The sequence below is a fragment of the Streptomyces sp. NPDC002513 genome, assembly GCF_053595355.1.
In genome coordinates, this window is the sequence record NZ_JBSFXK010000007.1 from 1 (window position 1) to 22,015 (window position 22,015).

At 69.9% G+C, this 22,015-nt stretch carries 17 protein-coding genes and 1 pseudogene; 3 read left to right on the plus strand and 15 right to left on the minus strand.

All coding sequences use genetic code 11. The features are described from left to right. Positions 1 to 96: 96 nt before the first annotated feature. From ACWD5Q_RS07045 to ACWD5Q_RS07095, 11 genes and pseudogenes are all read right to left on the minus strand, one after another. Positions 97 to 942 (minus strand): annotated as a pseudogene (locus ACWD5Q_RS07045) (reverse transcriptase N-terminal domain-containing protein); the annotation flags it as partial. A gap of 789 nt (positions 943 to 1,731) precedes the next feature. Continuing rightward, on the minus strand, positions 1,732 to 3,015 hold the full coding sequence (locus ACWD5Q_RS07050; RefSeq protein WP_451426007.1) for a thymidine phosphorylase: 1,284 nt from the start codon (positions 3,013 to 3,015) through the stop codon (positions 1,732 to 1,734). A gap of 68 nt (positions 3,016 to 3,083) precedes the next feature. Next, on the minus strand, positions 3,084 to 3,494 hold the full coding sequence (locus ACWD5Q_RS07055) for a cytidine deaminase (RefSeq protein ID WP_451426008.1): 411 nt from the start codon (positions 3,492 to 3,494) through the stop codon (positions 3,084 to 3,086). Beyond that, a complete protein-coding gene (locus ACWD5Q_RS07060; protein WP_451426009.1) occupies positions 3,491 to 4,753 on the minus strand; it encodes an ABC transporter permease in 1,263 nt (420 codons plus the stop codon). The genes ACWD5Q_RS07055 and ACWD5Q_RS07060 overlap by 4 nt, the downstream gene beginning before the upstream one ends. Further along, positions 4,753 to 5,877 (minus strand): ABC transporter permease, encoded by a 1,125-nt coding sequence (locus ACWD5Q_RS07065; protein WP_451426010.1) that lies wholly within the window; start codon positions 5,875 to 5,877, stop codon positions 4,753 to 4,755. Before ACWD5Q_RS07065 ends, ACWD5Q_RS07060 begins: the two co-directional genes overlap by 1 nt. Continuing rightward, a complete protein-coding gene (locus ACWD5Q_RS07070; protein ID WP_451426149.1) occupies positions 5,874 to 7,556 on the minus strand; it encodes an ABC transporter ATP-binding protein in 1,683 nt (560 codons plus the stop codon). Before ACWD5Q_RS07070 ends, ACWD5Q_RS07065 begins: the two co-directional genes overlap by 4 nt. 212 nt (positions 7,557 to 7,768) lie before the next feature. Further along, positions 7,769 to 8,818, minus strand: a complete 1,050-nt coding sequence (locus ACWD5Q_RS07075; protein WP_451426011.1) for a BMP family lipoprotein — start codon at positions 8,816 to 8,818, stop codon at positions 7,769 to 7,771. 331 nt (positions 8,819 to 9,149) lie between these two features. Next, on the minus strand, positions 9,150 to 10,217 hold the full coding sequence (locus ACWD5Q_RS07080; RefSeq protein WP_451426150.1) for a BMP family lipoprotein: 1,068 nt from the start codon (positions 10,215 to 10,217) through the stop codon (positions 9,150 to 9,152). 324 nt (positions 10,218 to 10,541) lie between these two features. Beyond that, positions 10,542 to 11,759, minus strand: coding sequence for an amidohydrolase (locus ACWD5Q_RS07085; RefSeq protein ID WP_451426012.1), 1,218 nt, complete (start codon positions 11,757 to 11,759; stop codon positions 10,542 to 10,544). Between the two features lie 354 nt (positions 11,760 to 12,113). Further along, positions 12,114 to 12,785, minus strand: coding sequence for a class I SAM-dependent methyltransferase (locus ACWD5Q_RS07090; protein ID WP_451426013.1), 672 nt, complete (start codon positions 12,783 to 12,785; stop codon positions 12,114 to 12,116). Between the two features lie 81 nt (positions 12,786 to 12,866). Continuing rightward, positions 12,867 to 13,787, minus strand: a complete 921-nt coding sequence (locus tag ACWD5Q_RS07095; protein WP_451426014.1) for a LysR family transcriptional regulator — start codon at positions 13,785 to 13,787, stop codon at positions 12,867 to 12,869. On the opposite strand from ACWD5Q_RS07095, the gene ACWD5Q_RS07100 reads away from it, so the two are divergent. Further along, on the plus strand, positions 13,761 to 14,381 hold the full coding sequence (locus tag ACWD5Q_RS07100) for a GNAT family N-acetyltransferase (RefSeq protein ID WP_451426015.1): 621 nt from the start codon (positions 13,761 to 13,763) through the stop codon (positions 14,379 to 14,381). The genes ACWD5Q_RS07095 and ACWD5Q_RS07100 overlap by 27 nt on opposite strands. A gap of 167 nt (positions 14,382 to 14,548) precedes the next feature. Here the strand turns inward: ACWD5Q_RS07100 and ACWD5Q_RS07105 are convergent, their stop codons facing one another. From ACWD5Q_RS07105 to ACWD5Q_RS07120, 4 genes are read right to left on the minus strand one after another with little or no spacing between them, the layout of a single operon-like run. Then, positions 14,549 to 15,787, minus strand: a complete 1,239-nt coding sequence (locus tag ACWD5Q_RS07105) for a hypothetical protein (RefSeq protein ID WP_451426016.1) — start codon at positions 15,785 to 15,787, stop codon at positions 14,549 to 14,551. Between the two features lie 26 nt (positions 15,788 to 15,813). Next, positions 15,814 to 16,752, minus strand: a complete 939-nt coding sequence (locus ACWD5Q_RS07110; RefSeq protein WP_451426017.1) for an N-acetylneuraminate synthase family protein — start codon at positions 16,750 to 16,752, stop codon at positions 15,814 to 15,816. 14 nt (positions 16,753 to 16,766) lie between these two features. Further along, entirely contained in the window at positions 16,767 to 18,068 is a 1,302-nt protein-coding gene (locus ACWD5Q_RS07115) for a cytidylyltransferase domain-containing protein (protein WP_451426018.1), read from the minus strand. 41 nt (positions 18,069 to 18,109) lie between these two features. Continuing rightward, positions 18,110 to 19,480, minus strand: coding sequence for a DUF6716 putative glycosyltransferase (locus ACWD5Q_RS07120; RefSeq protein ID WP_451426019.1), 1,371 nt, complete (start codon positions 19,478 to 19,480; stop codon positions 18,110 to 18,112). A gap of 198 nt (positions 19,481 to 19,678) precedes the next feature. On the opposite strand from ACWD5Q_RS07120, the gene ACWD5Q_RS07125 reads away from it, so the two are divergent. Continuing rightward, complete coding sequence (locus ACWD5Q_RS07125; protein ID WP_451426020.1) at positions 19,679 to 20,656, plus strand: glycosyltransferase family 2 protein; 978 nt, start codon at positions 19,679 to 19,681, stop codon at positions 20,654 to 20,656. Next, positions 20,653 to 21,987: an alpha-2,8-polysialyltransferase family protein gene (locus ACWD5Q_RS07130; RefSeq protein ID WP_451426021.1), complete on the plus strand. Its 1,335-nt coding sequence runs from the start codon at positions 20,653 to 20,655 to the stop codon at positions 21,985 to 21,987. Before ACWD5Q_RS07125 ends, ACWD5Q_RS07130 begins: the two co-directional genes overlap by 4 nt. Positions 21,988 to 22,015: the final 28 nt, after the last annotated feature.

Below are 22,015 nucleotides of genomic sequence, written 5' to 3' on the forward strand. Positions count from 1 at the left end.
TGGGCGATCCCGGAGGGCCCACCTCCATCACCAGTGCAGCATCACGTCAAGAGCTTCCGTCTACATCGGAACCTCCTGTTGTGTTCGTGGCGCACAGTCATCCGCGTACCGAACCAGGACCGGAGCATCCCTTCGGGACTTGTTGGAGCGTCCCTCCGTGATATGTCCGGCCGCTGTCTCCATGCCGTGCAAGGCCACGTTGAGCAGCAGCGGGCTGATCACACCACCCTGAGGAGTCCCCTCATCGGTGGGCGAGAATCGTCCGCAATCCATCACCCCCGCCTTGAGCCACCCCCGGATCGCTTCCCGCGCCGGGAAGGTACCGATGAGGCCCATCAGGTGGTCGTGCGAAATGCGGTCGAAAGCCGCTGTCAGATCAGCGTCGAGCACCCATAACCGCCTGGCCCGTCTCTGGCCTGCGATATTGAAGATGGCACCGATCGCGTCATGACAGCCCCGGCCAGGGCGGAAACCGTAGCTTCGCTGCTCGAACCGGGCTTCCCACTCGGGTTCCAGTGCGTTCTTGACGCGAGCCTGGCGGACCCGGTCACGGATCACTGGAATACCCAAGGGGCGCTGCTTTCCGTTGGCTTTGGGAATGTACACACGCCGGACGGGCAGGGGATTTCCAGGACAACGCTCCGCTGCGATTTCAGCGGCCAGTCGCCCTCGCGCGCTCGGAGTGAGCGCACGTTCTCGGTCAATCCCTGCTGTCCGACGGCCTGTGCTCTGCTGCGTCACCCGCTTCACGCTCACGAGCGTGTTCGCGTGAGACCGCAGCATCAGCTTCTGCAAGTTCCGGACCTTCTTCAGGTCCCCTTCCTGCGTGGCTGTGAAGATGCGCTGCCTCAGTCGCCGTACCACCGCTTCCGCCTTGGCCCAATCAATGTCGTGCCAGGCTTGGGCGTAGTCCTCCGGTCCGTTCGCCGTCGTAGGAGGCATCGTCGCCACAGGCGTCGCTGCTTCACCTGCCTTCGGCATCCAACTTGCCCTTCGGTTCGAGGTCCTTTGCAGTTCTTCTTCACGGGCCCACCTGATCCGCGTGGGCTCCCTTTCGGGCCGGGGTATTGCTCCCGTATCCGACGAGTTATGTGACGCGGTAGAGGACTCCGCGTCCCTTTCCTCTGGGCTTTCACCCTGTCGGCGTTCGCTTCTCGGATCATCCTGTCCCGCTGGAGGCTTGGGCCTTCGTTACCTCCGGCTTACCGGGATCGCTCCCGGACTCCAACGGGGTTTCCACGTTCCACTCCCACAAGATGCGACCGGGGTGGGCTCCCTCTTAATCCCGGGCCCGACGGTGTCCTCCCCCTTCGACGCCAATCTTCAGGGGTCGTCATGCGCTCTTCCACGCCAGGGCCTATTCGCCGCCGACAGCTCACCATCGACGCGGCAGAGGAGTTACGAGACTTCGTCAAGGGTTCATTCGCATTAGCCCGTCCGGTCTTCCCCTCGCCTGTTGCGGTCCGATGGCCGTGCCGCTCTTGGGCTTGCGCTTCCGGCTTCACACCCCGCCGTTGCCAGCGACGCATGCGGAAGTGGGGACGGACCTTGGACACTGGTCCGGGATGACCTGCTCATGACCTTCTTTCCTCGTACAGGCCATCCACTTGGGTGGAGCGACTTCGTGTCGCACTGGCGGTGTCTCCTATCGGTGCGTCACCGATCCCAGCATGCCGAACGGGACCGGCGGCGGTCCACCGGTCCCGTTCACCCGAAAGGGGAAAGCCCAGGTCAGGCGATGCGTTCCAGCACCACCGGCGAGGCGGCGAAGTCCGCGCCCGGGGCCGCGAGGTCGTAGGCGCCCTCGATCGCCTGCAGCGCGTACGCGAAGCGCTCGGGGGTGTCCGTGTGCAGGGTCAGCAGCGGCTGGCCCGCCGTCACCGTGTCGCCCGGCTTGGCGTGCATCTCGATGCCGGCCGCGGCCTGCACCGGGTCCTCCTTGCGGGCGCGGCCCGCACCGAGGCGCCAGGCGGCGACACCGACGGCGTAGGCGTCGAGCCGGGTCAGCACGCCCGCCGACGGGGCCTTCACCACATGCTGTTCCTTCGAGGCCGGCAGCGACGCGTCCGGATCGCCGCCCTGGGCCGCGATCATCCGGCGCCAGACGTCCATCGCCGAGCCGTCGGCCAGCGCCTTCGCCGGGTCCGCGTCCTTCACGCCGGCCGCGTCCAGCATCTCGCGCGCCAGGGCGATCGTCAGCTCCACCACGTCCGCCGGACCGCCGCCCGCCAGGACCTCGACCGACTCGCGGACCTCCAGCGCGTTGCCCGCCGTCAGGCCCAGGGGTGTGGACATGTCGGTGAGCAGCGCCACCGTCTTCACACCGTGGTCCGTTCCGAGGCCCACCATCGTGGACGCCAGTTCCCGCGCGTCCTCGATCGTCTTCATGAAGGCGCCCGAGCCGGCCTTCACGTCCAGGACCAGCGAGCCCGTGCCCTCCGCGATCTTCTTCGACATGATCGAGGAGGCGATCAGGGGGATCGCCTCGACCGTGCCGGTGACGTCGCGCAGCGCGTAGAGCTTCTTGTCGGCGGGCGCCAGGCCGTCGCCCGCCGCGCAGATCACCGCGCCGGTCGTGTCGAGGACGTGCAGCATCTCCTCGTTCGACAGCAGGGCGCGCCAGCCGGGGATCGACTCCAGCTTGTCCAAGGTGCCGCCGGTGTGGCCGAGGCCGCGGCCGGACAGTTGCGGGACGGCCGCGCCGCAGGCGGCGACCAGCGGTGCCAGCGGGAGGGTGATCTTGTCGCCGACGCCGCCGGTCGAGTGCTTGTCGGCCGTCGGGCGGGACAGCGAGGAGAAGTCCATCCGCTCGCCGGAGGAGATCATCGCGGCGGTCCAGCGGGCGATCTCGCGGCGGTTCATGCCGTTGAGCAGGATGGCCATCGCGAGTGCGGACATCTGCTCGTCGGCGACCTCGCCCCGCGTGTACGCGTCGATGACCCAGTCGATCTGCTCGTCGCTCAGCTCACCGCGGTCCCGCTTGGTGCGGATGACGGAGATGGCGTCCATGGCCATGGTTTCCTTCCGAAGGTCCGAAGGTGTGCGGCCCCCTGAGCCAGTCGACTCGGGGGGCCGCACGGGAGTCACTTGGCGAGATGGTCCGGGCCGAACGGCTGGGGCAGCATCTGCGACAGCGGCAGGATGCCCGCCGGGGTCTCCAGCAGCAGATCCGGGCCGCCGAACTCGTACAGCAGCTGGCGGCAGCGGCCGCACGGCACGAGGATGCTGCCGTCGCCGTCGACGCAGGTGAAGTGCGTCAGCCGGCCGCCCCCGCTGTTCTGCAGCGCGGAGACGAGTCCGCACTCGGCACACAGGCTGAGGCCGTAGGAGGCGTTCTCCACATTGCATCCGGTGACGACGCGTCCGTCGTCGACGAGTGCCGCGACACCGACCGGGTAGCCCGAGTAGGGGGCGTACCCGCGGGCCATCGCCGCGCGCGCCTGCTCCCGCAGGGCTTCCCAGTCGATTGTGGTGGGCGGGGTGGGTGGGGTCACTTGCCTTGTCCCTTCCGGTACGGCATGCCGTCCGCCTTCGGCATCCGCAGGCTCTGCGCGGACAGCGAGAGCACCAGCAGCGTGACGAGGTACGGGGTCGCGGTCACGAGCTGCGCGGGCACGTCGCTCGTGGTGGAGTACCAGACGAAGAGCAGCGCCGCGACCACGGCGGTGATCACCGCCGGGACGTACCGCTTCTTCCAGGCGAGGTAGGCCACGCCGCACACCACCAGGATGCCGAGCAGCAGGATCAGGGCGTGCACGTTGGTGGTGCCGCCGCGCAGGTTCAGGCTGTCGGTGTAGCCGAACAGGCCCGCGCCCAGGGCGAGTCCGCCCGGCATCCAGTTGCCGAAGATCATCGCGGCGAGACCGATGTAGCCGCGGCCGGCGGTCTGGCCGTCGAGGTACACGTTGGACGCCACGATCGACAGGAACGCGCCGCCGAGGCCCGCGAAACCACCGGAGATGATCACGGCGATGTACTTGTACTTGTAGACGTTGACGCCGAGCGACTCGGCCGCCACCGGGTTCTCGCCGCAGGAGCGCAGCCGCAGACCGAAGGCCGTGCGCCACAGCACCCACCAGCTGAGCGGGACGAGGGCCACCGCGATCACGGTGAGCGGGGACAGGTCCGTGACCAGACCGCCGATGAGGCCCGCGATGTCGGAGACCAGGAACCAGTGTTTCTGGTTGAGCGTGTCCAGGGCGCTGGACAGGCCCGGGATGTCGAAGGTGCCGAGCGAGTCGATCGGCGGGGACTGCTTGGAGGAGCCCTGGGGCGCGTTCTCGAAGGTGAACTTCGACAGGTAGCGGGTGGTGCCGAGGGCCAGGATGTTGATCGCCACACCGGAGACGATGTGGTTCACGTTGAAGGTGACGGTGGCGATGGCGTGCAGCAGAGCGCCGAGCGCACCGCCGATGATGCCGAAGACGACACCGGTCCACGGGCCCCACTGGTAGCCGGCCCAGGCACCGAACCAGGTGCCGAGGATCATCATGCCCTCGAGGCCGATGTTGACGACGCCGGCACGCTCGGCCCACAGACCGCCGAGGCCCGCGAGGCCGATCGGGACGGCCAGGCGCAGCGCCGTGGACATCTGGCCGGTCGAGGTGATGCCGTCCGCGCCGGTGATCAGCCGGACGATCGAGGTCAGGACCAGTACACCGGCGACGATCAGCAGGAGTACCGGGAGCGACATACGGCGGCTGCCCTTGCCGGGCTGCTGCGCCTTCGGCTTGGCGACGGTCGCGGTGGACATCAGGCAGCCACCTCCTTCTTGTGCGAGTTGTTGACGGCCTGGGCGGCCAGCTCGGCGCCCACCCGCTTCTGCTGGCGGCGCAGGCCCCACTGGCGTACGGCCTCGTACGAGATGACGACCGCGAAGACGATCAGGCCCTGCATGATCGTGGCGATCTCCTTCTCGTACGCCACCGGGGTCGCGTAGTCGAGGGCGGGAGACGCCTTGTCCAGGAAGGCGATCAGCAGCGCGGCGAAGGCGATGCCGACCGGGTTGTTGCGGCCGAGCAGAGCGATGGTGATGCCGGTGAAGCCGAGGCCTGTCGGGAAGCTCAGGCTGTAGGTGTGGGCGTCGCCGAGCAGCAGCGGCAGGCCGGACAGGCCCGCGACCGCGCCGGAGATCAGCATCGCGGTGAGGACCATCTTCTTGGCGTCGACGCCGGAGGCCGCGGCGGCGGTCTCGGAGGCGCCGGTGGCGCGCAGGTCGAAGCCGAAGCGGGTGCGGTTGAGGACGAGCCAGTACAGGACGCCCGCGACGACGGCGAGGAAGACCAGGCCGTAGATCTCGCCGACGTCGGAGCCCAGGTTGATGCCCGGGAACCAGCCGGACTTCTTCATGGTGCCGGTGGTCATGTTGTTGCCGACCTGCACGCCCCACACGTCGGAGAGGGTGAGATAGCCGATGACGCTGGTGGCGATGGCGTTGAGCATGATCGTCGCGACGACCTCGCTCACGCCCCGGGTGGTCTTCAGGACGCCCGCGATACCGGCCCAGAAGGCGCCGGTGCACATGGCGACCAGCAGGAGCACCGGGATCTGCAGGAAGGACGGCAGCGCGAGGTGCGCGCCGACGACGGCGGTCATCATCGCGGCGAGGCGGTACTGGCCGTCGACGCCGATGTTGAACAGGTTCATGCGGAAGCCGACGGCCACCGCGAGCGCCGCCAGGTAGTACATCGACGCCTGGTTGATGATCAGCACCTGGACGTCGGAGAACGTCGCCTGCTCGATCATCAGCCGGTACGGCTCGAACGGGTTCTTGCCGGAGGCGACCAGCACGATCGAGGTGAGCAGGATCGCGGCGACGAGCGCGATGACCGGACCGGCCACCGCGAGGAGCACCCGCTCCTTGTCGAACTTCTTCATCGGGCGTCGTCCTCCGGGCCGGCGTCTGCGTCGCCTTCTGTGGCGTTCTCTACGTGTTCCAGGTGACCGGACGCGGCACCCGTCATGGCCGAGCCCAGTTGCTCGGGCGTGATGGTGGCGGGGTCGGCGTCGGCGACCAGCCGGCCGTTGTAGATCACCCGCAGGGTGTCGGAGAGGCCGATCAGCTCGTCCAGGTCGGCGGAGATCAGCAGCACGGCCAGGCCCTCGCGGCGGGCCGCGCGGATCTGGTCCCAGATCTGCGCCTGCGCGCCGACGTCCACGCCGCGGGTGGGGTGGGCGGCGATCAGGAACTTCGGGTGGTGGCTCATCTCGCGGCCGACGATCAGCTTCTGCTGGTTGCCGCCGGAGAGGGAGGCGGCGGTGACGTCGATGCCGGGCGTGCGGACGTCGTACTCCCTGACGATCCGCCGGGTGTCCTTCTGGGCGCCCTTGGGGTCGAGCCAGAAGCCCTTGGCGTTGGGGCGCTCGGTGACATGGCCGAGGATGCGGTTCTCCCACAGCGGGGCCTCGAGGAGGAGGCCGTGGCGGTGGCGGTCCTCGGGGATGTAGCCGACGCCCTGCTCGCGGCGCTTGCGGGTGGGCCAGGCGGTGATGTCCTCGCCGAGGAAGGAGAGGGAACCGGAGTCGGCGCTCTTCAGGCCGATCAGCGCGTCGATCAGTTCGGTCTGGCCGTTGCCCTCGACACCGGCGATGCCCATGACCTCGCCGGCGTGGATGGTGAAGGTGACGTCGTCGAGGACGCGGCGCACACCCGCCGCGCTCTCGGCGGTCGTCTCGGTGAGCAGGCCGGTGGAGGCGGGTTCGGCGAGTTCGCCGAGCGAGGGGCCGCCGCTCGCGAGGACGGTGAGGCCCTTGACCTCGATCACCGGCCGGTCCGTCACGGTCGACTCGGCGGTCTGTGGGGTGGGCAGTTCGCTGCCGACCATCAGCTCGGCGAGCTGGCGGGGGGTGGTCTTCGAGGGCACGGCGGTACCGACCGTCGTGCCGCGCCGTATGACGGTGATGTCGTCGGCGACCGACAGGACCTCGCCCAGCTTGTGGGAGATGAAGATGACGGAGAGGCCCTCGGACTTCAGCTCGCGCAGGTTGGCGAAGAGCGCGTCGACCTCCTGCGGGACGAGTACGGCGGTCGGCTCGTCGAGGATGAGGGTCTTGGCGCCGCGGTAGAGGACCTTGAGGATCTCGACGCGCTGGCGGTCGGCGACGCCGAGGTCCTCGACCAGGACGTCGGGGCGTACGCCGAGGCCGTAGCGCTCGGAGATCTCCTTGATCTTCTTACGGGCGCCGCCGCCGATGCCGTACAGCTTCTCGCTGCCGAGGACCACGTTCTCCAGCACCGTGAGGTTGTCGGCGAGCATGAAGTGCTGGTGGACCATGCCGATGCCGCGCGCGATGGCGTCCGCGGGGCTGTTGAAGGTCACCTGCTCGCCGTCGACGGTGATCGTGCCCTCGTCCGGCTTCTGCATGCCGTAGAGGATCTTCATCAGCGTCGACTTGCCGGCGCCGTTCTCGCCGACGAGGGCGTGCACGGTGCCTTTGCGGACGGTCAGATGGATGTCGTGGTTGGCGACGACACCGGGGAATCGCTTGGTGATACCCGCCAGCTCGACCGCGGTCGTGGACGGTGCGGTGAGCGGAGGGCTGCTGGACGCGTCGATGGCGCACTCTCCTTGGGAAAGGGGCCGCTCTACGCGCGTAGCGCCCCTGCTTTAAATAGTGCCCGGACCCGGTCACTTTCGATCCGTTCCGAGCATTCTGCCGCGCGAACGGGGCGCGAGTGGGTCATCCTCCCCGCGCCCCGTTCCGTGACCGTAACGCTGCCATTACAGCGCCTTTTTGGCCATGCCCCCGGCCGGCCGCGATCGCCCGGTCAGGAGGACTTGACCTTGATCGAGCCGTCCTTGATGCCCTGCTCGGCCTTCTTCAGGGCGGCCTGGAGGTCGGCGTTGTTCTTGAACACCGGGTTGGAGTCGGCGAGACCGACGCCGTTGTTGGCGAGGCTGCCGCGGATCTCACCGCTCAGCGGCTTGCCGTCCTTGATGACGGACTTGGCGAGGTCGTACACCGAACCGGAGACGTTCTTGAGCGCCGAGGTGAGGATGTAGTCCTTGTACGCCGCCAGAGCGCTCTGGTTGTACTGGTCGGAGTCGACGCCGATCGCCCACACCTTGTGCGTGGCGGCGGCCTTGATGACGCCCTGACCGGAGAGGCCGGCGGCGGCGTAGATCACGTCCGCACCGGCGTCGATCTGGCCGTTCGCGGCGTTCTCGCCCTTGTCGGGGCTGGCGAAGCCGCCTTCCTGGGCGGTCTGCGTCAGGTACTGCGTCTCGATCTTGATCTTCGGGTTGACGGACTGGGCACCCTGGACGAAGCCCGCCCCGAACTTGTGGATGAGCGGGACGTCCACACCGCCGATGAACCCGATGTGGTTCTTCTTGGTGGTCTTGGCGGCGGCGACACCGGCGAGGTAGGAGGACTCCTCCTCGTGGAAGACCAGGTCGGCGACGTTCTTCGCCTGGATGGTGTTGTCGTCGACGATGCCGAAGGTCACCTTCGGGAACTTGGCCGCGACCTCCTTGACGGCCGGCGCGTACACGAAGCCGACGCCGATGACGGGGTTGTAACCCGCCTTGGCGAGCGTCTCCAGGCGCTGCGCCTTGTCGGCGTCCGTCTCGCCGTCCTGCGGCTCGACGTCCCGGCCGCTGACGCCGAAGTCCTTCTCGGCCTTCTGGAAACCGGCGTACGCGGCGTCGTTGAAGGACTGGTCACCCTTGCCGCCGATGTCGTACGCGAGGCCTATGCCCTTGGACTTGCCGCTGCCACCGGCGGACGACGTGGACGAGCTGCCACAGGCGGATACGGTGACGGCGAGAGCTGCGGTTGCAACCCCCGCGACGGCGATGCGGGACACCCGGCGCATGGAACGTGACTCCTTTGTGCAAGCGCCCATACCAGGCGCTGGTTCCGCGGCAGCGTAACGCGCGTAGACCGGACGGAAAACCCCTTCTGTCCGGTCCGTTATCGAGATGTGGCCACTGACACAGGGCACGTCACGGAGCGCGGTGCGGCGCTTGCGAATGGCAAGGGTGCGGGGCGTCACAGGGAGGGGTGGGGCTTGTGGTGCGGGGGTGGGACGGGGGGGAGCCCGTCGCAGCACTCCGCCCCGTCGGAGCGGGTCCAACGGGGCGGATGGGCAGACGGTGTCCGGCGCTTCCGGCCCGGGCGGCCGGCAGCCGGCCGGGCCGGTGGCGTCACTGCGTGTTGACGGTGACCTTGCCGTCGATGATGTCCTGCTTGGCCTTGTCGACCGCCGCGACGACGTCCTTCATGGCCTGGTACTTCGGGTTGGAGTCGGCGAAGCCGACGCCGCCCGACTTGAGGTCGCCGCGGACTTCGCCGGTCAGCGGCTTGCCGTCGACGACCGACTTGGTGAGGTCGTAGACCGCGCCGCCGACGTTCTTCAGGGCCGAGCCGAGGATGTAGTCCTTGTACTTGGCCAGGGCGGACTGCTGGTACTGGTCGGAGTCGACGCCGATCGCCCACACCTTGTGCTCGGCGGCGGCCTGGATCACGCCCTGGCCCGACAGACCCGCCGCCTGGTAGATCACGTCGGCGCCCGCCTCGATCTGGCCGTTCGCCGCGTCCTTGCCCTTGTCGGGGCTGGAGAAGCCGCCCTCCTGAGGCGTCTGGGTCAGATACTGCGACTCGATCTTGATCTTCGGGTTGACGGACTTGGCGCCCTGGACGAAGCCCGCCCCGAACTTGTGGATGAGCGGGATGTCCACGCCGCCGATGAACCCGATGTGGTTCTTCTTGGTCGCCTTCGCCGCGGCGACACCGGCCAGGTACGAGGACTGCTCCTCGTGGAAGACCAGGTCGGCGACGTTGCTCGCCTTGACCGTGTCGTCGTCGATGATGCCGAAGGTGATCTTCGGGTACTTGGCCGCGACCTCCTTGACGGCGGGCGCGTAGACGAAGCCGACCCCGACGATCGGGTTGTAACCGGCCTTCGCGAGCTGCTCCAGGCGCTGCACCTTGTCCGCGCTGGACTCGCCGTCCTGCGGCTCGATGTCCCGGCCGCCGATCTTGAACTCCTTCTCGGCCTTCTCGAAACCGGCGAAGGCTGCGTCGTTGAAGGACTGGTCGCCCTTGCCGCCGATGTCGTAGGCGAGACCAATGCCCTTGCCCGCGTAGCCGGACGCGTTCTTACCACCCGAGCTGCCGGTGGAATCGGTGCTGGACTTGCCGCACCCGGCGGCCGCGAGGGCGACGACCGCGACGGCCACCGCAGCTTGGGAGAACCTCGTCCTCCGAGAGATCAGACGCACAGCTAGCACCCCTTCATCCCCACGGCACCGTCACCGGTCCGTTTCCCGAACGCGCCGCCACCGCAGCGATTCCGGCGCACAGTAACGCGCGTAGAAGGGGAGGGGAACGGGGTATCTCCTGGCCGTTATCGTTTTGTGCCGACATCGGGTCACGATTCCGCGCCGCCCGTTACGGCCGGATCACGCAAGCGGACAAAGAGGGGCGAACGGCGGCTTCTTCCGGCCATCGGGAGAGGCGGGGCGGGGCGGGCGAGCCGGGTGCCCCGGTGAGAGCGCGGGCACGCACCGCCCACGCTCCCCGGCCTCCCCGTCCGTCTAACGCTCCGCGTCCAGCAGCGCGGCAGCCGTGAACAGCTCCACCCCGACCGTGATCGCGTCCTCGTCCACGTCGAAGTCGCCCTGGTGCAGGTCGCGGACGGTCCGCTCGCCCGGCCGGCGGACACCGAGGCGGGCCATGGCGCCGGGCACCCGCTCCAGGAACCAGGAGAAGTCCTCACCGCCGAGGCTCTGCTGGGTGTCCTCGACGGCGTGGACACCGCGGCGTGCGGCCATGGCGTCGTGCAGGAGTTCGGTGACGGCCAGGTCGTTGACGACGGGCGGCACTCCGCGTACGTAGTTGATCGCGGACTTCGCCTTGTGGAAGTTCGCGATCTCGTCGATCGCCGCATGGACGACGTCGGGCGCGTGCCGCCAGGTGTCGAGGTCCAGGCAGCGTACGGTCCCGGCCAGCTCGGCGTGTTGCGGGATGACGTTGCAGGCGTGCCCCGACTCGATGCGCCCCCAGGTGACCGAGAGCCCGCTGCGGGCGTCGACGCGGCGCGCGACCAGGCCCGGCACATCCGCCGCGACGCGCGCGACCGCCGTGACGAGGTCGGTCGTGAGGTGCGGGCGCGCGGTGTGGCCGCCCGCACCGGCGAGCGTGACTTCCAGCCGGTCGCAGGCGGAGGTGATGGGGCCGTGCCGCAGCCCGATGCGCCCCACGTCGACCTTCGGGTCGCAGTGCACGGCGATGATCCGTCCGACCCCGTCGAGCACACCGGCCTCGATCACATCGGTGGCACCGCCCGGGAGGATCTCCTCCGCGGGCTGGAAGATCAGCCGGACCGGCCGCGGCAGCCTGCCCTCGCGGTGCAGTTCGGCGAGGACGAGTCCGGCCCCCAGCACGACCGTGGTGTGGACGTCGTGTCCGCACGCGTGGGCGCGGTCGGGCACGGTGGACCGGTAGGCACAGTCGGTCTTGGTGTCGGGGATCGGGAGCGCGTCGATGTCGCCGCGCAGCGCGAGGATCGGGTGTACGCCGTCCGGTTCGCCGATGTCGCAGATGAGCCCGGTGCCGGCGGGAAGCACGCGCGGCACGAGTCCCGCCTGCTCCAGGCGGGACTTGATCGCGGCGGTCGTGCGGAACTCCTGGTTGCCGAGTTCCGGGTGCATGTGCAGGTCGCGGCGGAAGGCCACGAGTTCGGCACGCAGCGACTCGGGCAGGGAACCGGGGAGTGCGTCCCCGGGGTGATCGGCCTCGGGCTCTCGGGACATCAATTGGTTCACCCTTTGAAGGGTAGGGCGATCGGGCGGCCGTTCTCCCTGCGATCAACAAATCTTTAGCCCGTCAGGGGAAGAAAAACTGGCCGCACGCCGCATAGCCGGCAGTGACGAGGGGTAAACTCGCCCGTCTTTTCCGGACGAGGGGATCCTTGAGAAGGCCGTGAACGGGTCCGCCGGGGTGACCGCGGGCCGTCCCGGCGCCGCCGACGGCGTCCGGTGATCCCTGACCGGGACCGCTCTCGCGTCCGAGCGTCCCGTCCGCGCAACGCTCGGGAAGACCGGTCAATTCCCCTCGGCCGGGGGTACCACGCCGCCGTCCGCGCCCTACGGCACACCGCCGGCCCGTCAGCCGAAGCGGCCCGCCGTCCTCTCAGCTTTGCGGGCGAGCAGCTGGACCTCCTGGAACTGCCGTCGGTCGGTGGGCTGAGGTTCGCGAACCATCCGGGCCACCTCGGCCAACCCGGCCTTGCGCAGCAGCGCCGCGAGGTGGTCGGGCGACCACCGATAGGCCGGCGCGACCGCGTGATCGAAGACCTGTGTCGGGTGAGACGGACCTTCGCTTGCCGAGAAGCCGATCAGAAGGTGGCCGCCGGGTGCCAGCACACGGTGGAACTCCGCCAGGATGACGGGGAGTTCCTGCGGCGGAGTATGGATGACGGACCAACGTGAGAGCACGCCGCCCAGCACGCCGTCAGCGATGGTCAGCGCGGCCATCGAGCCCACGTCGAACCGCAGGTCCGGATAGGTCTGCCGAGCCAACTTGATCATTGCAGGAGAGGCATCGACGCCGAACGCCGCCAGCCCCAGCCCGGCCAGATACGCGGTGACATGGCCAGGTCCGCACCCCAGGTCCGCGACCTGACCGTCCCCGCTCGCACGGACGACCTCGGCGAAGGCGCTCAGGATCGCTCGGTCCAGGGGCCTGTCACGCAGCGCGTCCCGGAACAGCTCCGCATACGTGGAGGAAGCAGCGTCGTAGGCCTCGCGGGTGGTGCTGAGGGCATCGTGTTCGACCATGCTCGCGACAGTAGTTCCTGGCGCTGAGGCGAGCGGCGAGAACCGGCCGGACGGGCTGCTCGGAGGTGCTCGCTCGGCAGGTCAACGTGCTCTCGTCGTCCGGTCGTGGCCACGACCCGTCACCGACTCGGACGCGGTGACGAAGGCTTGCACGAGGGGGCGGTTGTCTCCTCGGCGGGCGGCCATGAAGATCCGGCTCGTTGTGGGAGGCCCGTCGAGTTCGAGACGTCGGGCGCCCGCGGGGAGCAGCGTCGTGACGCTGTAGGGGGCGATGGTGACGCCGAGGCCGGCGGCGACGAACATGATGATGGTGTGCCAGTTCGAGCACTCCTGCGCGACCTGGACGTCGATGCCGGCGTCCCGCAACGGCTGTGTGTTCACGTCGAACGCGTGAGCTCCCGCTGTCCGGGGGAACAGGATCAGCGGGTCAGCGGCCAGCGCCGCCGCCGCCACGTGGTCACCCCTTGCGGCGGGGTGCTCTGTGGGGACGACGGCGACGAACCGTTCCGTCGTCAGCGGGGAGAGGTCGATGTCGTCTCGCTCCTCGGCGTCCCGCACGATCCCGATGTCGGCCGTGCCCCGCTCCAGGGCCGCCAGGACGTCGACGGTGAAGCCGTCGTGCAGCTTGATCTGGACGTCCGGGCGGCGGCGGGAGAACGCACGGAGCCGTTCGCTGACGATCGCGGTGGCGGAGGTGATGAAGGCGACGTCCAGGCGGCCGGCCTCGCCGCGCCCGACACGGCCGGCCTCGTCGAGGTCGGCCGCCAGACGGCCCAGCAGGTCCCTCGCCCGTGGCTGGAACGCCGCTCCCGCGTCGGTGAGGCGGACGCTTCGGGAGGTCCGCCGGAACAGCTCGACGCCGACGGTCTTCTCGAGCTGCCTGATCTGCTGGGACAGGGCCGGCTGGGCGATGTTCAGCCGCTGGGCGGCACGGCCGAAGTGGAGTTCCTCGGCCACGGCCAGAAAGTACCGCAGATGACGGAGCTCGATGCGCTGATCCATAGTTCAAACTTATCGATCGAGGCCACCGCTTGTATTGGACATATGAGTGAGTGGGGCCGGAGGCTACTGACGGGAAGCTGCCCCGGGAAGGAAACCCGCCTCATGCCGTACACCGCTGCCCCGATCGTGGTCTCCTCGATCGCCTCACCGGATGATGCCGACGCGTTCCGCGCGTTGAACGAGGAGTGGATCTCGCGCCTGTTCACCCTGCAGGAAGAGGACCGGGCGGTACTCGGAGATCCGTTCGGCCGCATCGTGGGCCCGGGCGGCGACGTGCTCCTGGCGCGCGAGCCGGAAAGCGGCACCGTCGTCGGGTGCGTCGCGCTTCTTGCCTACCCGGACGCCGTGTTCGAGCTGGCGAAGATGGCTGTGGCCCCCGCCGCGCAGGGACGCGGCATCGGCCGCCGGCTCATAGCCGCAGCGATCGATCGTGCCCAGGCGCTCGGCGGTGCCCGGCTGTTCCTCGGCACGAACAGCAAGCTGGCTCCCGCCATCCACCTCTACGAGGAAGCCGGGTTTGTCAGGATCACCCGCAGCCGCCTCCCGGTGGCCGACTACTACGCCCGCGCCGACGTTCTCATGGAACGGAAGTGACGTCCCGGCCCGGCCCGGAGCCCGGAATCCGCCGTGCCACGGCTGTCTTCACCCGTACTCGGGGCCTGTCCCTTTCCTCCCCTCCTACGGGAAGGGGACGGGCCCCGCGCCGTAGGACGACGGACGCGGCCCCGCCCCGCGGTCCTGCGCCGGGCGCGCCGGACCGGCTACGCCGAACTCGCGGAACTCGGGGAACCCGTCGGGCCCCTCGTCGAGAGCCGGTCCACGTCCCGGGCCGTTCCGGTCACTCCCGACAGGAAGCCCTGGGCCCGGGGTGAGGCCCGGTCCGTCAGCCAGGCCGGGTCGATGTCGCACACCGCGACCCGCACCTCCGTGCCGGCCAGGGCCAGGGGGAGGGTGTGGACGACCGTGGACGGGAAGCTGAGGATCGTACGGCCGATGGGGCCGCGCCGGGCGATCAGTTCCAGCGGCAGATCCGGGCGGACCACCTCCAGGCCCGCCTCGACCGCCAGCCTGTGCAGCTTCTCGGGGCTTTCGCGGCGGTGGGCGAAGTAGCGCCGTGCGCCGTACGCCGCGACGAGGCCGCGGACCGCCTCCAGATAGCGCTCGCCGTCCACCACGCCCGTCTCCACGAGGGAGGTGCCCACCAGGTCCGCACCCTTGGTGAGACGCGGCGGTCCGAAGCGGGCCCGGGTCCAGGCGAAGTCGTTCGCGGTGACCGTGATCCCGGCCGGTACCTCGTCGATCGGCATCGACGAGAAGACCTCCACGGTGCGCCGCGCGCCCGGCCTCAGCCGGCGCCGCGCCGACGCCGACACCGGCGCGAAGAGCAGGTCACGGGGGCCCGGACGGCCGCCCTTGCGGTGCCAGCGCACCAGGCGTTCGCCGCGGGCGAGCTGGGCGACGAACTCCATCGTCGCCGTGCCGTCGTCCACCACCACCAGCTCGCGGGCCCGGGTGATGGTCAGCAGTAGTTGGACATAGCGGGAGAAAGGGTCCCCTATCACCACCCGGCGTGCCTGGCGCAGCAGGGGGGCGAGGCCGCCGACCGTCCGGAAGGGCGCCATCGCGCCGCCCCGGGCCTCCTCCCAGCGGACCTCGTGGCCCTCCTCGCGGGCCAGTTCCGCCATGCGGCGGAGCTGGCCGCGGGTCATCGGGTCGGTGGGCGACAGCACCACGAGGGTGAGCCCCTCACGCGCCGGACCCGCCGCGGCCGACGCCCCCGTACGCCCCGCGCCGCCGGCCCCCGGGCCTCTCTCCGCCGTGCGCCCCGCGCCGGACCGGGGTCCGCCCTGCGCGGGGATCGCCGCCCCGCGCTCGGGCGCACCGCTCCCCTGCGTGCGGAGCGCGTGCCCGTATGCCCACTCCAGGACGTTCAGGAGCTGGACCGGGCTCTCCACGAAGGCGAGCGTGGGCTGGCCGGCGGATCCGGCGCGGGGGCTCATCGGCGTACGACCGTCCCGTAAGGCGCTCAGACCGACACCGGCTCGCCGGCGGCCGCGGCGATCTCCGCCTCGGCCACCACGCCGGCGACGCGGCGCAGCTTCTTCATCGGGCCCAGCTCGGAGTCGTAGACCTTCTTCACGCCGTCGCCGAGCGACGACTCGATGATGCGGATGTCGCGGACCAGGCGCGTGAGGCCCTGCGGCTCCACGGAGGCGGCCTGGTCGGAGCCCCACATCGCGCGGTCGAGGGTGATGTGGCGCTCGACGAAGGTGGCGCCGAGGGCGACCGCCGCGAGGGTGGTCTGCAGGCCGGTCTCGTGGCCGGAGTAGCCGATCGGGACGTTCGGGTACTCCTGCTGCAGGGTGTTGATCACGCGCAGGTTCAGCTCCTCGGCCTTCGCCGGGTACGTCGACGTGGCGTGGCACAGGAGGATGTTGTCCGAGCCGAGGACCTCGACCGCGTGGCGGATCTGCTTCGGGGTCGACATGCCGGTGGACAGGATGACCGTACGGCCGGTGGCGCGCAGAGCGCGCAGCAGCTCGTCGTCGGTCAGGGAGGCGGAGGCCACCTTGTGGGCGGGGACGTCGAACTTCTCCAGGAAGGCGACGGCCTCGGTGTCCCACGGGGAGGCGAACCAGTCGATGCCCTTCTCCTTGCAGTGCGCGTCGATCTGGCGGTACTCGTCCTCACCGAACTCCACGCGGTGGCGGTAGTCGATGTAGGTCATCCGGCCCCAGGGGGTGTCGCGCTCGATGTCCCACTGGTCGCGGGGGGTGCAGATCTCCGGGGTGCGCTTCTGGAACTTGACCGCGTCGCAGCCGGCCTCGGCGGCCACGTCGATCAGCTTGAACGCGTTCTCCAGCTCACCGTTGTGGTTGATGCCGATCTCACCGCAGATGTAGACGGGCTGACCCGGACCGGCGGTACGCGAACCGAACGTGCGCAGACGGGAGTTGGTGTTCATGAAAGGGACATTCCTTACTTGTCGAGGGAGTCGAGAGAGGGGCCGAGGATCCAGCTGGCGATCTCTCGGATCGCGCCGTCGCCGCCGGGTACGGTGGTGACCGCGCGTGCGGCGCCGCGCACGACGTCGTGGGCGCTCGCGACCGCCACGGGCCAGCCGACGAGGGCGAAGCACGGGAGGTCGTTGACGTCGTTGCCGACGTAGAGCACGCGCTCAGGCGCGATGCCCTGCTCCTCGCACCACTGCTTCAGTGCGAGGTCCTTGCGGTCGATGCCGTGCAGGACCGGGATCTTGAGCTTCCGGGCCCGGGCGGCGACGACCGGGTTCTGCTCCGTGGACAGGGTGAGCATCGCGAGGCCGCTCTTGCGCAGCGCGGCGATGCCGAGGCCGTCCCCGCGGTGCACGGAGACGAACTCGTGTCCTTCGGAGTCGATCAGCACCCTGTCATCGGTCTGGGTGCCGTCGAAGTCGAGTACGACCGCGTCGATGTCGGCGCGGGTCGGGAGGGCGCCGGGCCGCGCGGCGTCGAAGTGCGGCGCGAGGGCGCGGGCGCGGGCCAGGTCGTGCGGATCGTCGATCTCCAGCACGCGGGCCGGGTCGGTGCGCACGAGTTCGGTGCGGCCGAAGAAGCGGTGCCGGTGCTCGCGCAGCCCGGCCGCGTCCATCGCGTACGCGGCGCCGGTCTCCAGCAGGTCCTGGGGGCGGTCCTGGCGGCGCGGCCGGAAGGACTTGTCGTGGTTGACGCCGTATCCGCCGTCGGTGGCCGTGGGGCTGGCGACCCGGGCGGCCCCTGCGACCTCCCCGGTGCGCTGGGAGCCGATGACGGGGGCGGGCTCGTCGGCCGCGTCGCGCCAGACGAAGCCGTGGAAGGGCGCCACCGTCAGCGCCGTGTCCGCGCCGTTGCGGACGACCGCGGCGGCCACCCCGTCGATGTCCTCGCGGACCAGGAAGGGGCTGGTGCACTGGACCAGCAGCACCACGTCCACGGGCGAGCCGTGCAGCGCCTCGTGAGCGTCCAGGGCGTGCAGGACGGCGTCCTCGGAGGTGGCCGTGTCGCCGGCGATGGCGGCGGGGCGCAGCACGACCTCGGCGCCGGCCCCGCGGGCGGTGGCGGCGATCGCCTGGTCGTCGGTGGAGACCACGACGTCGGTGACGAGCCGGGCGGCCAGGCACTCGCGCACGGCGCGGGCGACCAGCGGGATCCCGCCGACCGGGGCGAGGTTCTTCGCGGGCACACCCTTGGAGCCGCCGCGCGCGGGGATCACCGCGAGCACACAGCGCACCGGCGCCGCCTGTCCCGCTTCCGGGTTGGACATGGGTTCAGCTCCTTGGGGTCCTTGGCGTGGGAACCGCTCGTTCACAGCTCCCCCATCCGTCGGATCACGGGTGCCACGCGCTGCACTCCGTGGCGGTAGGCGCCACGCGCGGCGCGGCGGACGATCTGGCGTACGGGGCTCGGCGCCTTGTCGGCGGCGGGCGCGCCGGGCAGTGGGCTGCCGTCCGGCGCGAGGTGGTGGCGGGCGAGGACGCCGGGCAGATAGCCGGGCGCGGTGACGGGGGTGTAGTAGGGCGCGAGGGGCGGGAGGTCGCCGGCGGCGAGCAGCCCGGCGATGCGCCCGCGCGCCTCGGCGAAGGCGCTCGCGTACGAGCCGTCGGCGGCGACGCCCTGCCGGGCCACCCACTCCGCGTTCGGCACCGGCTCGTACCCGGCGTCGAGCTGGTCCCAGGAGGCGAGGCAGCCGGAGCCCACGAAGTGGTGGTTGCCGAGCGCCTCCCGCACCCCGAGGTCGGTGAGCACGACGGTGGGGATACGGCGGTGCAGCGACTCCAGGGCGGCCGTCGAGCTGACGGTGACCAGCAGGTCGGTGTGGTCGAGGACCTCGCCCATGTTCCCGTACACCAGGCGGAAGTTGGCCGGCGGCTCTTCCTTCTGGGCCAGCTTCTGGTACGGCAGCTCCTCGATGTGCGTGGTGTGCTCGCCCGGCTTGGAGCGGAGCTTGAGCAGCACCTCGCGTTCGGGGTGCTCGCGCGCGTGCCGGACCAGCCTCTCCAGCAGGTAGGTGCGGTCCTTGCGGCTCTCGGGCACGGAGGGCTGCGCCGCGAAGACGACCCTGTAGGGGTCCTTCTTCTCGTAGGCGGCGCCTCCGAGGAAGGGCAGCGCCACCTCGGTCACCGACGAGGCGTCGGCGCCCACTCCCTCGTACACCGCGCGGAAACGCTCGGCGTCCTGGCGGGAGTTGGCGAGTACGAGGTCCGCGCCGTGCCGCAGCAGCAGGCCGTCGGCGAGCTTCTCGTAGACGACGCCGACGTAGCCGGTGACGACCACGGGTCGTCGTGCGTGTCCCTGCCAGGCGTGTGCGAGCCCGTGCAGCATCGCCTGGACGGCGCCGCCGACGAGGGCGAGCACGACGACGTCGTAGGTCTCCTCCGCCATCTCGCGCAGGAACTCGACGGCGGTCACCTCGCGGAGGGAGTCCGCGTGGACGCCGACCTCTGCGAGCTGGCGGGCGGTGGGGGTGGCACGGCCCCTCAGGAGGAAGCCGTCAAGCCGTATGCCTGAATCAACCGTTTCAGGCGATTCGCCGGATTCGGTGGGTTCGACGGATCCGACGGGTTCGGTGAATTCCGCCGGCGCGATGCGGTTCGCGGTGAGCGCACCCCACTTCCACCGGGTGTCGGAATCGGCTAGGACGGCGACCCGAAGGGACTTCGCGGTACTTGCTGGCACGTCGAAGACGCTAGGAAGCAATTCCGATGCCCAGCCCAACCGGAATACAACAAAAGGTTAACAGCACACCTCCGAACGGCGAATCAGAGCGCGAAACGCCGATGAAACAGCTTGATTCACTGTTCCGCCACGCGTCGTTCACCTGGCATCAAGCCGCCGGTCAAGACGAATGCCGGGCCGCCGCCTAACGTCACAGGGGTGGTCAAGCTCTCCGTCATCGTGCCGTTCTACAACGTGCAGCAATACGCGCCAGACACCCTGAAGAGCCTGCGTGCGAACGCGCGTGAGGACTTCGAATTCATTCTCGTCGACGACTGCTCTCGCGACGAGACCCCGGACATCCTCGCGCGCGCCGAGCGCGAGCTGCCGGGCGCGGTGCATGTCCGCCACGAGAAGAACGGAGGGCTGGCCACCGCGCGCAACACCGGAATCGACAAGGCGCGCGGCGAGTACCTCACGTTCCTCGACGGGGACGACTGGCTCGCCCCCGGCTACTACGCCCAACTCGTCTCCGCCATCGAGACGTTGGGCTGCGACTTCATCCGCACCGACCATGTCCAGACCACCGCCCGGGCGCGCACCATCCACCGGGTGCCGCTGGGCCGGCGCGGGGTGGTGATGAACCCGCGCGACGCGATCCTGCCCGCCGACCGCTCCACCTCCGTCGACTACGCGTACGCGTGGGCGGGCGTCTACCACCGCCGGCTCCTCGACCGCGGCCTGCTGCACTTCACCGACGGGCTGCGCACGGCCGAGGACCGGCCGTGGATCTGGAAGCTGCACCGGGAGGCGGAGTCCTTCGCCGCGGTGGGGCTGCTCGGTGTCTTCTACCGGCGCGGTGTCGCCTCCTCGCTCACCCAGATCGGCGATGTGCGCCAGCTGGACTTCATCCGTGCGTTCGACCAGGTGGTGGCCGAAACGGCCGAGGACCGCGACGCGGATAAACTCCTCCCCAAAGCTGTTCGCACATATTGCGCAATCATTTCCCATCATCTGGGATCCATCGAAAGGTTCGAGCCTGCGGTGGCACGGAAACTGAAGTCGATGAGTGCTGCGGCGCTACGGCGCATGCCGCAGGACGTACTCGACGAGGCCCTCGACTCCATGGACATCCAGCGGGCCTCGCGCCTGCGCCGGCTGCGCCGCCGTCCCGCCTCCTCGGGGGTGGCCGCGTGACGACGCAGATCTTCCTGGCGTCGACGCTCTACGGCACGGCGACCCTGGCCGCGGCGCTGGACAGCGACTGCTTCACGCCCGCCGACCGGCGCATACTCCTCGTCTGCAACAACGCGGCGACGCCCGAGACGACGCCCGGCCTGGACGAGATGCCCGGCTTCGAGCAACTGCGCGGCCGCTTCGACGACGTCGTCTCCTGGAACGAGACCATCTCCCCGTTCCACCCGGGCGGCTGGGCCCCGCGGCTGGACGACGTCCCGCTGTGGGAGCGGCACCTCCGGCTCGCCTGGAACCTCGGCGACGACGACATCGAGCTGGCCGTCGAGTCGATCCAGGTCAACCCGGCGCTCGGGTTCTGCCAGATCTTCACCGGGGCGCCGGTCACGGTGTACGCGGACGGCCTGATGAGCTACGGCCCCACCCGCAACAAGATCGACCCGCTGGTCGGCACCCGCATCGACCGCCTCCTCCACCTGGACCTGGTGCCGGGGCTGAAGCCGCTGCTGCTCACCGAGTTCGGGGTCGAGCCGGAGATCGTGCCGACGGACGCGTTCGCCAAGGTCCTCACCGAACTGGAGAACACCGGCGACGCGCTGCCGTCCCCCGACGCACCGGCGCTGCTGCTCGGCCAGTACCTCTCCGCGCTCGGCATCCTCACCGCCGAGGAGGAAGAGGACCTCCACGTACGGATGCTGAAGGGCGCGGTCGCGCTCGGCCACACCCGGGTGGTGTTCAAACCGCATCCGACGGCCCCGGCGCGCTGGTCGCGCATCCTGGAGAAGGAGGCGGAGAAGCTCGGCGCCGACCTGACGGTGCTCGACACCCCCGTCCTCGCCGAGGTCCTCTACCAGCGCATGCGTCCGGCGCTGGTGGTGGGCTGCTTCTCCACCGCTCTGCTCACCGCCTCCGCGCTCTACGGCCTCCCGGTCGCCCGCATCGGCACCGAGACCCTCCTGGAGCGTCTGACGCCGTACGAGAACAGCAACCGCATCCCCGTCACGATCGTCGACGCGCTGCTGCCCGAGCTGACCGACCGCACCGCGGTCACCAGCCAGGACCAGGGCATGGACGTCGCGTCCCTCGACGCGCTCGTGCGTGCCGTGGGCTTCGCGATGCAGTCGAAGATCTACCCGGGTCTGCGCGGCGAGGCCGAGGCGTACCTGTCCAAGCACCTCGGCCCCCACACCTGGCGGTACTTCAAGCGGCGCCGGCTCACCTCGCTGGCGCTGCCCGGCGGAATCCCCGTCCAGCTCGCGTTCATCCCGCGCAACGCGACCGTCCGCAAGGTCGCCCGCCGGGCCCGCGAGCTGCGCCGCGGCGCCAAGCGCTGACGCCCGCCGCCACGGCCGTCCCCCAGCA

Bases quoted from the DNA above. Each gene is read 5' to 3' on its own strand.
- ACWD5Q_RS07050 (WP_451426007.1), bottom strand. From the start codon at position 3,015: ATGGCCATGGACGCCATCTCCGTCATCCGCACCAAGCGGGACCGCGGT.
- ACWD5Q_RS07060 (WP_451426009.1), bottom strand. From the start codon at position 4,753: ATGTCCACCGCGACCGTCGCCAAGCCGAAGGCGCAGCAGCCCGGCAAG.
- ACWD5Q_RS07065 (WP_451426010.1), bottom strand. From the start codon at position 5,877: ATGAAGAAGTTCGACAAGGAGCGGGTGCTCCTCGCGGTGGCCGGTCCG.
- ACWD5Q_RS07075 (WP_451426011.1), bottom strand. From the start codon at position 8,818: ATGCGCCGGGTGTCCCGCATCGCCGTCGCGGGGGTTGCAACCGCAGCT.
- ACWD5Q_RS07085 (WP_451426012.1), bottom strand. From the start codon at position 11,759: ATGTCCCGAGAGCCCGAGGCCGATCACCCCGGGGACGCACTCCCCGGT.
- ACWD5Q_RS07090 (WP_451426013.1), bottom strand. From the start codon at position 12,785: ATGGTCGAACACGATGCCCTCAGCACCACCCGCGAGGCCTACGACGCT.
- ACWD5Q_RS07100 (WP_451426015.1), top strand. From the start codon at position 13,761: ATGACGGAGCTCGATGCGCTGATCCATAGTTCAAACTTATCGATCGAG.
- ACWD5Q_RS07095 (WP_451426014.1), bottom strand. From the start codon at position 13,787: ATGGATCAGCGCATCGAGCTCCGTCATCTGCGGTACTTTCTGGCCGTG.
- ACWD5Q_RS07105 (WP_451426016.1), bottom strand. From the start codon at position 15,787: ATGAGCCCCCGCGCCGGATCCGCCGGCCAGCCCACGCTCGCCTTCGTG.
- ACWD5Q_RS07110 (WP_451426017.1), bottom strand. From the start codon at position 16,752: ATGAACACCAACTCCCGTCTGCGCACGTTCGGTTCGCGTACCGCCGGT.
- ACWD5Q_RS07115 (WP_451426018.1), bottom strand. From the start codon at position 18,068: ATGTCCAACCCGGAAGCGGGACAGGCGGCGCCGGTGCGCTGTGTGCTC.